Genomic DNA, 14,550 nt, shown 5'->3' on the forward strand with positions numbered 1-14,550 from the left:
TTTTCAAAAAGCTGAATTTCAATGAATTCATAGAATTCAACATAAATTTACAAGATTTTAATCCGTGTTCCAATTATTGGATTAGTCTTTAACAGTACTGGTAAAAATATGTTTAAACTTTTCCAATTTTGGTTTAATCACGTATTGACAATATCGATCTTCCTTATTATTCGCATAGTAATTTTGATGATAATCTTCAGCTTTATAGAAAGTAGTAAATGGATTAATTTCTGTCACGATAGGACGGTCATACAACCGTTCTTCTTTCATTTTTTTTAGATAAAAATTAACTTTTTCTAATTGTTCTTGATCATGAACAAAAATTGCAGAGCGGTATTGCGTACCAATATCATTACCTTGCCTATTCAATTGTGTAGGATCATGTGCGATAAAAAAAGCTTCTAACAAGGTATCGAATGTTATTTTCTTGGGGTCATACAAAACATTGATCACTTCAGCATGTCCTGTATTCCCTGTACTGACTTGGCTATATGATGGATCCTTCGTTTCTCCTCCAGCATAGCCTGAAATAACTTGCTGTACACCATCAAGTGTTTTAAATTGAGCTTCAACACACCAAAAACAACCTGCTGCAAATGTTGCAGTATCTACCAGACCATTCTGATGATCTGGCAACTGTTCAAATGATTGCGGTTCCTTTTTAGCAATATTAGATTTACAGGATAACAATGCTATGCTTGTTACCAAAAGTACAAGCATAGCGATATATTTATGTACCATCTCAATAACCCTTAAATTAAAAAAGCGGTAAAATGTTATCATTCTACCGCTTTTATTTCGCTACTAAAATTAAAAACTATTTAGCGGCAGCATAATTTTTCGCTACTGCATCCCAGTTGATGACATTGAAGATCTCTTCTAAATATGCAGGACGTTTATTTTGAAATTTTAAGTAATATGCATGTTCCCAAACATCAATACCTAAAATAGGTGTACCTTTAACTTCAGCCACATCCATCAATGGATTATCTTGATTAGGTGTCGATGTTACTTGTAATTTACCTTCTGCATTTACAATTAACCAAGACCAGCCAGAACCAAAACGTGTAGCTCCTGCATTTTGCAATTGTGTTTTCAATTCTGCAAAAGAACCAAATGTTTCATTGATTGCCGTTGCCAATTCACCAGTTGGCTCACCACCAGCATTTGGACCTAATACTGTCCAAAATAATTTGTGGTTATAGTGACCACCACCATTATTACGTACTGCTGCAGGATATTTACTGATATTTTTAACGATATCTTCTAAAGATAAGTTCTCAGCTTCTGTTCCAGCAATTGCCTTATTTAAATTATCTACATATGCTTGATGATGTCTATCATGGTGGATTTCCATAGTAGCTTTATCAATATGTGGTTCTAATGCGTCTGACGCGTATGGTAGCGCTTCTAATACAAATGCCATAATTATTATTTTTTATGTTTATTTAAAGATTGTTTCTATGCAAATATAACGTTTAATATACCTTTATGTTTCGTTTTGCGATTAAATAATCACTAAGCTTTTAACGTTTTTGACGAAAAAATGATTTAACAAGTTCAGCACATTCTTCCCCCAACTTACCATGCTCTACAATTGTTTTGGGATGTAAAATTTTATCATGAAATTGAGAATATCCTCTTTTTTCATCTTGAGCTCCATATACAATTCGGCTGATATGTGTCCAATAAGCTGCACCTGCACACATTACGCATGGTTCTACAGTCACATAAAGTGTGCAGTCGACCAAATATTTACCTCCCAAATGATTTGCAGCAGCCGTAAAGGCTTGCATCTCGGCATGGGCTGTTACATCATTTAGACGCTGTGTCAGATTGTGCCCCCTACCGATAATATTACCTTTATGCACAATTACCGCCCCTATGGGCACCTCCCCTGCGGCTAATGCTAATTTTGCTTCCTTCAATGCTTGCTGCATAAAAAAATCGTCAGCATTGTCTACAGATGTTCCTTCAAAATCGATATACCGCATTTTACATTAATTTTGCACCATTAGGCACTTTTTTTTCTACAGTTGTTAAAATGATATCCCCGTTGTCATCAGCAAAACCGGTAACTAAACATTCCGAGAAAAAATTTGCGATCTGCTTCTTGGGGAAATTAACAATAGCAACAATTTGCTTACCTAATAATTCTTCTTTACTGTAATGCACCGTGATCTGAGCACTACTTTGTTTTATTCCCAATTCATCACCAAAATCAATCGTTAACTGATAAGCTGGTTTTCTTGCTTTTGGAAAATCGACAACATTTAGTATTGTACCCACACGCATATCCACTTTTTCAAAATCATTCCAAGATATTTCTTCCATTACAAACGATTACTTTCGATACTACTTAATGACTTGGCCAGTGTAAATAAAACATATTCTCGATCGCGGTGTAATTTTGCCATCAAATGGTTAATCAATTTTTCTTCTTGATTTTCTTCGAAAACTAAATCTTCATCACTTAGATGATTATATTTTCTTTTTATTTTTTCTTTTGCTGTAATCCAATCAAATGTTGTTATTTTAAGTCCCATCATTTTTTAGGTATAAAATTTGCTGTTATATTTGAAACTTGTTCAAAGTTTAGTTAAAGATACAATTTATATAGAAAATAAAAGTTATGAAAAAAATTTTACCTGCATTACTATTAATTTGTGGTAGTGTTGCTACTGCAAATGCACAATTGTTACCAGGAGTAGAAATTGGTTTAAAGGGTGCCTTAAACTTTTCTAAATTTAAAAGTGATGGTAAGTATTTCAATTCAGACAACAAAGCAGGATATCAAGCAGGTTTGTATGGGCGTGTTGGTGTATTAGGTTTCCATGTGCAACCGGAGATTTACCTTACAGGCAAAAATACTACGATTAAAGCTGAAGGAGGAGAAACAACAGATGTAAAATTAACCACAATCGACATCCCGGTATTATTAGGAAAACGTTTTGGTTTAGGACCAATTGGAGCAAGAATCCAAACTGGACCAATATTTTCTTTTAAAGTAGATGATAAACAAGATAAGATAATTCCTAGTTTAGATCCAAATAGCTACAAAAAGAACGGTACATCTTGGGCATTTGGTGTGGGTGCTGATGTTTCAAGTCTTCGTGTTGATCTACGTTATGAAATGGGACTAAGCAAAATCAACAACAGCAGTCAAGCAAATCCAAAAATTAATATGTGGAGTATAGGATTAGGCTATCGTTTATTTAGTTTATAGTACTTTTCAATCAAATTATAAAAGGCTCGTTATCAAAAATAGCGAGCCTTTTTCATTAGCGGTTTAGAATAGTTCTAAATTACTTCTTTTTCTTGTCAAAATTGTATCATATTTAATATCAAATAGTAGATTTGCCTAATTAAATTAAATTACAAAGAATAATGAGTAAATCAAAGCCAGTTTTAAGTTCTTCAATCGGGAAGAAGCTAATCATGAGCTTAACGGGACTTTTCTTATGTACGTTCCTAATTGTTCACTTGATTGGAAACTTGCAGTTATTTAAAGATGACGCGGGTTTAGCGTTCAACAAGTACGCCTATTTCATGACGCATTTTACACCTATCAAGGTTGTGTCTTATTTATTGTATGCTTCGGTGATTATTCACGTGATCTATGCAATCGTGATTTCATTAAAAAATAAGGCTGCTCGTCCTATTGGATATGCATCTTATGATGGAAGCGCAAACAGCAAATGGAACTCACGTAATATGGGTATTTTAGGTACTGTTATCTTAGTATTCTTGGCGACGCACATGTCAAATTTTTGGTGGAAATACCATAATGATCAAACACCTTATATCGAATATCGTACCGATCTGTCGAATGGTGTAACGACTCATCAAGAGATCCAAGCGTCAGATTTTCATGATTACTCAGTCGTTGTTGAAAATGGTGTTGAAATCGTAAAAGCACGTGACTTGTATAAGCAGGTAGACTTTGCTTTTAAAAACGTTGCTCTAGTAGCATTATACGTAATTGCAATGGCTGCTTTAGCATTCCACTTGATTCACGGTTTTCAATCTGCTTTCCAAACAGTTGGATTCAATCACAAAAGATACATTGGATTGGTTCAATTTATTGGAGTATGGGTATTTGGAGTAGTTATTCCAATTCTTTTCGCAGCGATGCCATTATATTTCTATTTCCGTTAACAATATTTTAGGATGGTGCTATAAGGCACGATCTAATAAATAAAATATAAGATATGTTAGATTCAAAAGTACCTGCGGGGCCATTGGCCCAAAAATGGTCAAAACATAAATTTGAAATGAAGCTGGTTAACCCTGCTAACAAACGTAAATTCACAATTATCGTTGTTGGGACAGGATTGGCAGGAGCTTCTGCAGCTGCTTCTTTAGCAGAATTAGGTTACAATGTAAAGACTTTCTGTTATCAAGATTCACCTCGTCGTGCGCACTCAATCGCGGCACAAGGTGGTATTAATGCTGCAAAAGATTATCAAAATGACGGTGACTCTGTTTTCCGCTTATTTTATGATACTATTAAAGGTGGTGATTACCGTGCTCGTGAGGCAAACGTTTATCGTTTAGCAGAAGTATCGACTAACATCATCGATCAATGTGTGGCTCAAGGTGTTCCTTTTGCTCGTGAATATGGTGGTTTATTAGATAACCGCTCATTCGGTGGTGCCCAAGTATCACGTACATTCTACGCGCGTGGTCAAACAGGACAACAATTATTATTAGGCGCATATTCGGCTTTAAACCGTCAAATTCATAAAGGTAAAGTAAAATCATACACTCGTCATGAAATGCTTGACCTTGTTAAAATTGATGGACAAGCTCGTGGTATCATTACTCGTGACCTAGTTACAGGTAAAATCGAATCACATGAAGGTCATGCTGTATTATTGTGTACTGGTGGATACGGTAACGTTTTCTTCCTTTCGACTAATGCAATGGGATGTAATGTAACTGCTGCTTGGAGAGCTCACAAACGTGGTGCTTTATTTGCAAATCCTTGTTATACTCAAATTCACCCAACTTGTATTCCTGTTACCGGTGATCACCAATCAAAATTAACTTTGATGTCAGAATCATTGCGTAATGATGGTCGTGTATGGGTTCCGAGAACAGTTGAATTGGCACAAAAACTTCAAAAAGGAGAACTGAAAGCTGTTGATATCAAAGAGGAAGATAGAGATTATTTCTTAGAGCGTAAGTACCCATCTTTTGGTAACTTGGTACCTCGTGATGTGGCTTCTCGTAATGCTAAAGAAGCAGTGGATGAGGGACGTGGTGTTGGTAAAACAGGTGTTGCTGTATTCTTAGACTTTGCGGAAGCAATCGGTCGTTTGGGAGAAGATACTGTACGTGAAAAATATGGTAACTTATTCGACATGTACTACCAGATTACAGACGAAAACCCGTACAAACAACCTATGCGTATCTACCCTGCTGTTCACTACACTATGGGTGGTGTATGGGTTGATTATAACTTAATGACAACTGTCCCTGGATTATATGCGTTAGGAGAATGTAATTTCTCTGATCACGGAGCTAACCGTTTAGGAGCTTCTGCTTTAATGCAAGGATTATCGGATGGTTACTTTGTTATTCCTTATACTGTTGGAGATTACTTAGCAAACTTAGGTTCTTTTGCCCCTATTGATAAAAATCATCCTGCTTTCGAAGAAACTCGTAAAGAGGTTGAAACTAGAATCAATGCGCTATTAGCCTTGAATGGTACTAAAACTGTTGATGATCTTCATAAAGAATTAGGTTTGATCATGTGGGAATACTGTGGTATGGCCCGTACAGCTGAAGGATTAACTAAAGCTAAAGGATTGATCCAAAACCTGAAAAAAGAATTCTGGTCTAATGCCAAGGTATTAGGTGAAAATGAAGAGTTAAACATGTCTCTTGAAAAAGCTGGCCGTGTTGCTGATTTCATCGAATTGGGCGAATTAATGGTTGATGATGCATTGAACCGCAGAGAATCTTGTGGTGGTCACTTCCGCTTAGAATCTCAAACTGAAGAAGGTGAAGCTTTACGTATTGACGAAGAGTTTACTTACGTATCTGCTTGGGAATTCAAAGGTGAAAATCAACCAGAAGTTCTTCATAAAGAAGAGTTAGTTTTCGAAAACGTTAAATTAACACAAAGAAGTTATAAATAATATCAATTGACTACTTTATTAGTAGTCAATTGATGACTCAATATTATTATTATGAGTGCACATATGAATTTAACGCTAAAAGTTTGGCGTCAAAAAAACGATAAATCTAAAGGTCAATTCGTAACTGTACAAGCAAATGATATCGCCGATGATATGTCATTCTTAGAAATGCTTGATATCGTAAATGATGAATTGACTCGCAAGGGAGAAGATCCTATTTACTTTGATCATGACTGTCGCGAAGGTATTTGCGGAATGTGTTCATTAGTGATCAACGGACGTCCACACGGACCAAAATATGGTATCACTACTTGTCAATTACACATGCGTTCATTCCACGATGGACAAACAATTGTTATTGAGCCTTGGAGAGCAGCTGCTTTTCCAGTTTTAAAAGATTTAGCGGTAGATCGTACATCATTTGACCGTATCCAACAAGCGGGTGGTTATACAAACGTAAATACGGGTGGTGCACAAGATGCAAATAACATTTTGATTCCAAAACGTATTGCGGATGAGGCTTTCGAGTCTGCGACATGTATCGGTTGTGGGGCTTGTGTTGCAGCTTGTAAAAATGCTTCAGCAATGCTTTTTGTTTCTGCTAAAATATCTCAATTCGCGTTATTACCTCAAGGTCAAACAGAACGTTATGAGCGTGCTCAGGCGATGGTTGATCAAATGGATGCGGAAGGATTTGGTAACTGTACTAATACTGGCGCTTGCGAAGCGGAGTGTCCTAAAGGTATCAAATTGACTAATATCGCTCGAATGAATCGCGAGTACCTAGGTGCTAAGCTTTTCAGAGAAGAGGATATCCACGGATAAAAGAACATCACTTTATAGATAAGTCCTTACAATCTTTTTGTAAGGACTTTTTTTATATATTTATATATTCAATCTCAATAAATAGATAATAAAGTGCCGATATCCTCCAAAATAAGAATTTTACTTATACTGCTGACGCTAAGCTTTATCGTTACTGCTATTACTTTACAAAAGTCTATTACTAGTAAAGATATCTTAAATTTTGAAACCGCCAATCTAGAATCTAAAATTCATGAAAAAGAAGAAGTAATTGATGAATTATTTGCGGATCCAATTATTTTAAAAACATTCAAAAATGCAGAAAAATATCCTGAGCAGTCATATCATATACTTGAAAAGTATAATAAAGATGAGGGAATCGCACTTTTTATTTTTAAAAACCATGAACTTCTACTCTGGAGTACAAACCTATTTGTACCGCTAACTGATGCTGGACTCAAAAATCCGGTCAACTATATAGCGACTAATGATCGCTCATTTGTTGTTAAAAAGAAGGAGATCGGAAATACGACAGTTTTAGCCTATGTTATGGTTAAAAAGTATTTCAACATTAATAACGAATATTTCACTAAAGCATTTTCTCCTTTAATAACAAAGAGTACAAACATCGAAATTGCTGATTATGATGATAATGTAAGCATCAAAAATATTTACAGCAAAGACAAAACTTACTTATTTTCTATTAAACTAAAATCTGGTCAGGTACAAAATATTTTTAGTATCCTTCAAACACTCTGCTGGATACTCGCTGCAACATGTTTTATCACTTTAATACATAATCTCGCGAAACTACTCGTAAATAAGGAAAAAATAATACCTGGAATTTTACTCTATCTTACAGCATTAATTGTATTACGTTATCTAGACCTTAATTCTAATTGGTTGAATATCCATGCTAATTTGGGCATATTTAATCCTAAAAATTATGCCTATAACTACCTTTTTCCAAATATCTGGGGACTACTTATTACAGTCTTTTTCATATTTCTTTTCATATTATTTCTATATAATATCAAAGACTCATTTTCAATTGAGAAGTATCTGAAAAAGAAAGGCTCGAAAATAATCTTTGCAGTTCTTTCCATCCTAAGTGTCTATTTCTTCTTTACTATTCTTTACAGAACTTTAGGGACACTCATTACACACTCCACTACAACTGTGGTAGATTTCACAAAACTTGTTGAGCTAAATATATTTACATGGATCGACCTTTTTATTATGTGCGTAAGTCTCGTCACATTAATATTATATATCGATCTGGTTATTTCTAATATAAAAAAATTACAGATATCAGATACGGTATTAATTAATATACACTTGAGTTGTCTCATCTTATTTATTTTGATCGGGACTTCATTAAGTGAAAATAATGGGCTCGTTAATATCCTACTTGCACTTATAATATTAATAAGATCATTCAATTCGTTTCTAAAAAAGAAGTTCAGACTAGCTACACATATCATCGTTATCATTCTTTTATCTACAATCTTTTCCATTTACCATGGACATTTCTTCAAAATGAAAAAACTGGAGAACATGAAGCTTTTTATCAGCAATTTAGAAGCAGAAGATGACATTAATGCTATTTCATTATATACTGAAATTGAAAAAGATATTTTAAATGACGAGCAACTCAAACATTTATTTAAAATAAGTTTACCAAACACCAATACACAAACCATAAGTGAATACATTGAAAAAAAATATCTTAGTGGGTATCTTTCTAGATATGAATTTTTGGGATTTTACTACAATAACAATAAGGAGCTTGCTCCTTACAAAAACAATAAAGTAGATGAGTACAGAGAAAAAGTTATTAAAAACTCATTAAAGATTAGTAATAATTTCTACAGATTAAACAGCGAACTGGGAACTCATGAGTATTTTTCTATTATCAATATTCAAATTGATAAACAAAACACTGTCTCTCTATACCTTAATCTAAAGAATAGATCATTTAATTACAGCCTGCCTTATCCGGACATACTAGTTGATTCCAGATTAAATAAAATGGAGGCACAGTCATTTAATAATAGTTCCATCGCATTGTTTAAAGATGGGAATTTAGTGACCCAATATGGAAAATATAACTACCCAAGTCATGACAATGGTTATCCGAAGAAATTGGGAGAATATATTAATTTGGATAGTAGGGATGATTATTTTCATATCATGTACAGGCCTAATAATTATACTACTTTTTTAGTTAGTTATCCAAAAGAGACACCATGGGAATATTTAGCTACCGCATCATTTTTATTTCTGGTTATTTTTATCTTTTTTTCTATCTCTTCCTGTGTTAGATATGGCTTTAAAATTTTAAAGAATAAATCATTCAAAATCAGAAGCATAAAGTACCATTTCCTTTTTTTAGTAAATAGTATACAATACAGTTCCAGAATACAAACATTGTTTATATCCTCCATCGTGCTGGCAATTTTGATCTCTGGAATTATATCTTTCGTAAGTATAAGTATGCAACTTTCGTATAATAATACTTTGGAAAGAGAAAAGACTGTAACAGATATTAGTAAAAGACTTGAAAGTATAGTTAGTACAGCGTCTACTGCTGAAGAAAAAGAAGAAAGATTGATCTATTATCTGAAATTATTATCAGAATCGCTTTCAAAAGATTTTTCACTCTATTCAAAATCGGGCCGTCTATTATTCAGTTCACAACCCAAGATTTATGATTTAAATATTTTATCAACGTTTATTAACCCGAGTGCATTTAGAAAACTCTCCCTTCTTAAAAAATCAGAGACTATTGAAGAGGAGGTCGTTGGTGATTTTAGGTACGAATCCAGTTATGCAACTATTAGAGATGAAAACTATGCTACTATAGCGTATCTGGGTATACCAAATTTTAATGCACAGAAAGATGATAACTTAAATAAAAACCTACTTTTAAACACATTAATTAATATCTATTCTCTAATAATCATTGGATTTGGTTTTTACGCGGCTTTTGTTGCCAATAAAATCACAGAACCATTAAATTTGATCAGTAAAAAAATAGCCCAAACAAATCTTGGACAACAAAATGAACCTTTATTTTGGCAACGCAATGATGAGATTGGTGGGCTTATTAAAGAATACAATTTAATGATATTAAAACTTGAGGATTATGCAAATAAAATAAAGGATAATGAAAGGGAGTCTACTTGGCGAGAAATGGCACAGCAAGTTGCTCATGAGATCAAAAATCCACTGACACCAATGAAACTTGGGATCCAACAATTGACAAAATCTTATCATGATAACGATGCAAAATTTGAGGAGCGTTTTAAACGTATCACTGCATCTTTTATTGAACAAATCAATAGTTTAACCCATATAGCTAAAGAATTCTCAGCCTTTGCAAAATTACCAGATACTAAATATGAAAAGGTCAATTTGGTGGAAAAAATTAATAAATCAATTGCTGTATATAGTCAAAATCCGCATGCTCAGATTCAATTAATGAATCAAACAAATCAGGCTTCTATATTTGTAGAAGCTGACCGGGATCAATTATTAAGAACGTTTAATAACTTACTGAAAAATGCTATTGAAGCAGGTTTTGGAAAAAGGAAAATAAAAATTGATATCAGCATTTCAAATGGAGAACATGATACATACATTATTAAAATAAAGGATAACGGCCTAGGTATTCCACAAGAAATGCGGGCAAAAATCTTTGAAATTAACTTTACGACTAAAAGCTCCGGAACGGGACTTGGGTTAGTTTTTGTTAAGAAAACAATTGAAGCCATGGGTGGAACTGTAAAATTCGATTCTATAGAGGATCAGGGAACGACATTTCAAATTACTGTACCGAAATACAGAGGTTCATAGCAAAATATTCGTCATGATTGGGCGGAATTTAGATTAACAATATACAAAATGCGAGGTAAAGAAATAAGGAGTTCAAATTGAACTCCTTATTTCTTTATCGTATGGCTCGTAATAAACAATGTATATAGTACTATTTTAATACAACAGTTGATCTTCCCATGATTGCATTGTCGGCATACAAAAGAACAGTATAAGCTCCCTTAGTGAACTTTTTATCGTCTTTCCAATATAATGAATATTCTTCACCATGATTGGTAAAGTCTATTGTGCTTTTAAAAGTATATTGGAGTTTTTCACTATGTGCATAAAAAGTATTGTCATCCTGATTGATAATAAGATTACCTTGAGGATCAATAATACGTACAAAAATATCTTTTTTCCCCACTTTTGCAAGGGTATTATCTGCGATATTAAAATTTATACTTAATTTATCAACTCTCTTTGCCCTTTCCTCTACTTCAACTTTATCGTTTCTTTTTTCCTGTAGTCCATAAACCGCAATATTAGAAACTTTGATAGCTGCAGCGACATTTACCTTTGACGCTAAATTTGTATTTGAGCTTTCCAAATTACTAATCTTAGTGGAGGAAGCTGAGACTTCCTTTTGTAATAAGCTATTCTTCTCCGCTAGAATTTTATTTTCCTGAATAAGTCTATTAACATCCAAACTAAAATATGCAACTTCACTTTTCAACGAAGTAATTGTCGACTGTGCATGATCAATATCACTCTGTGACAATTGTTTCTGCGCTAATTTAGTTCGTAAGTCTATGATTTTTTTTCTTGCATTTTGTTCTTTCTCGATTAAAGGAGGAGATAATTGAATATTTTCAATTTTCATTTTATCGAGCTCTGCTTCAATACGATCGATCTCCACTTCAAGGTTCTCTTTTTCAACCGTTAGTGCATAGACCTTCTCTCCTGAAGACTTAAATTTAACATAAAAATAAACATTTGTGACAATAAGCGCCGCGATTGCTATTATAAAAAAATAAACTTTTGATGTATTTTTCTTAATCTCTTCCTGCTTATTACCTTTTACTAATTCAGTTTCCATTACCCTTGAATTCCATTTATATTTGACTTATTAAGTCATAGTAGATACATGTCTACAACAAATATTATTCCAAATTTAAATTTTAACAATATTAAAAGAATAATATCTTAAGTCTTAAGGACAACTTTTGAACATTTCAAGCTCAAAGCGTCTCAAAGCTTAATTAGGACTGTTTTTTCACAATCATTAAATTACTCATAATCAATTCCTTAATAAAGCTATCAAAATGAATCTCCGTTTCGAAATGACCAATATAGTGCTGTACTAAATGTTTTTCTATTGTTCCATTCAAATCAATTGAAACAGAGGTTTGATCTTCAATTTTAACGACAGTTTGTCCAAATTTTATATATTCTTTGTCTATCTTCAACAGGTCCAATCGTTCCTCCTCAATATCAATAATTACACCCTTCTCTAATTCTCCTCTTCCACAGAATTCTATTTCTATCCCCAATTCGGCAAAGCTCATTCTTATTAAATCACGTATGGTAATATCTTTGGCTACATATTCCTCCCCAAAATTAAATTGAGATTTTTCCATCCAATATAAATGAGCAGATAAATCCTTGATATATATTCTATTTTCTAGACCAAGAGCGATATGAACCACCTCCCTTATAATTTTTTGTACAATATTTTTTTCGATCAAAGTACTATTTCTAAAATTAGAAAATTTGTTAAATAAAAAATTTTAAACAAGTAAAGCTATAGTTTCCTATAGCTTTATCTATCTTCAAAAAGAATATCTTAATTTACTCTTGAAAAAGTGAACACTAAATATGCTTCGCCATTTGTAATGGTTACCGGCATACGCATAACTAATTTACTAGCGTCTGAGTATGATAAATCTAAACGGTAGCCTGTAATAACATTTTTAGCTTTATCGCCAGCATAAATCTTTTTAAACTGAAACTGTGGCTGTCCGTTATTCTTTCCTGGATTGAAGATAGACCATATAATATCTCTGGAAGCACCAGGGGCACATAATTTACCGTCTGCTGAAAATGAGATGTTTCCTTTGCCATTACCTGGCAATGTCCAAGTACTTCCTATAAAGCATTCAGCAGGTGCTTCTTCAAATACACTTTTAATGGTATAAGATGCGGGTAAATTCTCGCGATCAATAGTGTTTAAAACCCAAGTTCCTTTTACAGCTCCTTTCCAGTCAGAGGCACTAGGCCCTGTAGACATCGCAGTAGATGAAGAACTAGATGCTGTTCCTTTTGGTTGCATACTACAAGCCGAAAAAAGAAACAAACTCAACATGAGAGTTGTGATAGATAAAAGAACTCGATTCATATTCATTAATTTTATAGTTACTTATTGTATTTTTGCTGTAAATATAACAACAAATCATGATTGAGACATCCAAAAATCATACCATTAGTAAGATTGTAGCAAAATCACTATTGCGTCTTTTCGTTTTACTTTTAGCACTAGCTTCTGTTCCTATATTATCGAATAAGGGAACCCAGTCTAATTTAGATGCTAAACACGTTGCATTTCCAAATGAAATGGCAGTAGTTGCTCCTGCATTGCTCTTTATCATTTTTGTAGTTTTACTGATTGTCATGTTAAAAAACAAATATTTAAGAGTCGATATTAATTGGCAATTCTCATTATGCACGATTTTCCTATTGATCTACTTAATTCTATTATACTCCCGTATATATCCCCTAATAGCATAATCCAAATAAATACAATATCATTAATCAAATTAATATCTTTGAGAATTAATGAATAAAGTCAAAACATAGACTTAAATATCTAATGAATAAAAAACTAATTTGGAAAATTGTTAAGAATATACTGAAAGTAGTTGTTACCGTTGCTGCTCTTTATTGGGTATTTAGTAAGGTTTCTATCCAAGATCTAAAAGATGCTCTATTAAAATCAAATCCGCTGTTCCTTTTATTCGCATTTTTAGCATATGCCATCTCAATTCTAATATCATCCTCTCGCTTACTTAGCTTCTTAACTGCAATCGGACTTCATGTTTCTGAGAGATATAATTTTAAACTTTATCAGCTTGGCTTGTTTTATAATCTTTTCTTGCCTGGAGGTGTTGGAGGTGATGGATATAAAATATACTTTCTTCGAAAAAAGTATAGTATTAAAGGTCGAAAGTTACTTGGAGCATTATTCTTTGACCGATTAAGTGGTCTGTGGGCGCTATGTTTAATAATTGCGGCATTAATCATTTTTATGCCTCAACTTGGAATTCCTAATTACTTAACAATTTTAGGATTTATCTTGGGTACAACGCTTTATTATTTTTTGGTAGGCAAATTTTTCAATAATTTTAAGGCAAATTTCATCAAAACACATCTAAAAGCAATAGGTGTACAGTCAATGCAAGTAATTGCTGCTATTATGATATTATACGCCCTAGGCTTTGATGGAAAATTTTCTCCTTATCTCTTTCTCTTTCTCGCTTCTTCATTAGTGGCAATAATTCCATTTTCCGTTGGAGGATTGGGTATGCGAGAGCTAGTTTATATGTGGGGAGCTAATTTTTTTCATCTTGATTCACATTTAGCTGTCTTGATTAGTCTACTATTTTATATTATATCGGCATTCATGGCCTTTACTGGTTCGTACTACATATTTCATCCCTCTGCATTAGGGACCGAAAAATTACCATCTGTTAAAGAAATAGAAGAATCTCAGACGGAAGATTAAATA

At 33.4% G+C, this 14,550-nt stretch carries 15 protein-coding genes; 7 read left to right on the forward strand and 8 right to left on the reverse strand.

The annotated features are described in order from the left end of the window. Positions 1 to 81 precede the first annotated feature (81 nt). From msrA to M2265_RS14160, 5 genes are all read right to left on the reverse strand, one after another. A complete protein-coding gene (gene msrA, locus M2265_RS14140) occupies positions 82 to 783 on the reverse strand; it encodes a peptide-methionine (S)-S-oxide reductase MsrA (RefSeq protein ID WP_243655454.1) in 702 nt (233 codons plus the stop codon). Between the two features lie 34 nt (positions 784 to 817). Beyond that, positions 818 to 1,426 carry a superoxide dismutase gene (locus M2265_RS14145; RefSeq protein WP_021191919.1) on the reverse strand — a complete coding sequence of 203 codons (609 nt, stop codon included), beginning with the start codon at positions 1,424 to 1,426 and terminating at the stop codon, positions 818 to 820. Between the two features lie 100 nt (positions 1,427 to 1,526). Then, positions 1,527 to 1,994, reverse strand: a complete 468-nt coding sequence (locus M2265_RS14150) for a nucleoside deaminase (RefSeq protein WP_132771517.1) — start codon at positions 1,992 to 1,994, stop codon at positions 1,527 to 1,529. A 1-nt stretch (position 1,995) separates the two neighbouring features. After that, a complete protein-coding gene (locus tag M2265_RS14155; protein ID WP_132771518.1) occupies positions 1,996 to 2,334 on the reverse strand; it encodes a tRNA-binding protein in 339 nt (112 codons plus the stop codon). After that, the gene (locus M2265_RS14160) at positions 2,334 to 2,549 is read right to left on the reverse strand and encodes a hypothetical protein (protein WP_132771519.1); all 216 of its coding nucleotides are present in this window, start codon (positions 2,547 to 2,549) and stop codon (positions 2,334 to 2,336) included. Before M2265_RS14160 ends, M2265_RS14155 begins: the two co-directional genes overlap by 1 nt. Positions 2,550 to 2,632: 83 nt before the next feature. Here M2265_RS14160 and M2265_RS14165 point away from each other — a divergent pair, with 83 nt between their 5' ends. From M2265_RS14165 to M2265_RS14185, 5 genes are all read left to right on the forward strand, one after another. Further along, positions 2,633 to 3,226: a porin family protein gene (locus M2265_RS14165; RefSeq protein ID WP_132771520.1), complete on the forward strand. Its 594-nt coding sequence runs from the start codon at positions 2,633 to 2,635 to the stop codon at positions 3,224 to 3,226. Between the two features lie 161 nt (positions 3,227 to 3,387). After that, positions 3,388 to 4,158 (forward strand): succinate dehydrogenase cytochrome b subunit, encoded by a 771-nt coding sequence (locus M2265_RS14170; protein ID WP_021191914.1) that lies wholly within the window; start codon positions 3,388 to 3,390, stop codon positions 4,156 to 4,158. Between the two features lie 53 nt (positions 4,159 to 4,211). Beyond that, positions 4,212 to 6,146 carry a fumarate reductase/succinate dehydrogenase flavoprotein subunit gene (locus M2265_RS14175; RefSeq protein WP_132771521.1) on the forward strand — a complete coding sequence of 645 codons (1,935 nt, stop codon included), beginning with the start codon at positions 4,212 to 4,214 and terminating at the stop codon, positions 6,144 to 6,146. 51 nt (positions 6,147 to 6,197) lie between these two features. Next, a complete protein-coding gene (locus tag M2265_RS14180; RefSeq protein ID WP_021191913.1) occupies positions 6,198 to 6,971 on the forward strand; it encodes a succinate dehydrogenase/fumarate reductase iron-sulfur subunit in 774 nt (257 codons plus the stop codon). A gap of 93 nt (positions 6,972 to 7,064) precedes the next feature. Then, the gene (locus M2265_RS14185; RefSeq protein ID WP_243655455.1) at positions 7,065 to 10,808 is read left to right on the forward strand and encodes a sensor histidine kinase; all 3,744 of its coding nucleotides are present in this window, start codon (positions 7,065 to 7,067) and stop codon (positions 10,806 to 10,808) included. A 130-nt stretch (positions 10,809 to 10,938) separates the two neighbouring features. Here M2265_RS14185 and M2265_RS14190 read toward each other — a convergent pair whose 3' ends face one another. The 3 genes from M2265_RS14190 to M2265_RS14200 form a co-directional block, all read right to left on the reverse strand. Next, the gene (locus M2265_RS14190; protein ID WP_132771522.1) at positions 10,939 to 11,865 is read right to left on the reverse strand and encodes a hypothetical protein; all 927 of its coding nucleotides are present in this window, start codon (positions 11,863 to 11,865) and stop codon (positions 10,939 to 10,941) included. A gap of 163 nt (positions 11,866 to 12,028) precedes the next feature. Next, the gene (locus M2265_RS14195; RefSeq protein ID WP_132771523.1) at positions 12,029 to 12,514 is read right to left on the reverse strand and encodes a hypothetical protein; all 486 of its coding nucleotides are present in this window, start codon (positions 12,512 to 12,514) and stop codon (positions 12,029 to 12,031) included. Positions 12,515 to 12,612: 98 nt separating this feature from the next. Next, a complete protein-coding gene (locus M2265_RS14200; RefSeq protein ID WP_132771524.1) occupies positions 12,613 to 13,164 on the reverse strand; it encodes a lipocalin family protein in 552 nt (183 codons plus the stop codon). A gap of 56 nt (positions 13,165 to 13,220) precedes the next feature. Here M2265_RS14200 and M2265_RS14205 point away from each other — a divergent pair, with 56 nt between their 5' ends. Together M2265_RS14205 and M2265_RS14210 are read left to right on the forward strand one after the other, a co-directional pair. Then, positions 13,221 to 13,553, forward strand: coding sequence for a hypothetical protein (locus tag M2265_RS14205; RefSeq protein ID WP_084825409.1), 333 nt, complete (start codon positions 13,221 to 13,223; stop codon positions 13,551 to 13,553). An 82-nt stretch (positions 13,554 to 13,635) separates the two neighbouring features. Beyond that, the gene (locus M2265_RS14210; RefSeq protein WP_132771525.1) at positions 13,636 to 14,547 is read left to right on the forward strand and encodes a lysylphosphatidylglycerol synthase transmembrane domain-containing protein; all 912 of its coding nucleotides are present in this window, start codon (positions 13,636 to 13,638) and stop codon (positions 14,545 to 14,547) included. Positions 14,548 to 14,550 lie beyond the last annotated feature (3 nt).

The sequence above is a fragment of the Sphingobacterium kitahiroshimense genome, assembly GCF_025961315.1.
Classification (GTDB): domain Bacteria; phylum Bacteroidota; class Bacteroidia; order Sphingobacteriales; family Sphingobacteriaceae; genus Sphingobacterium; species Sphingobacterium anhuiense.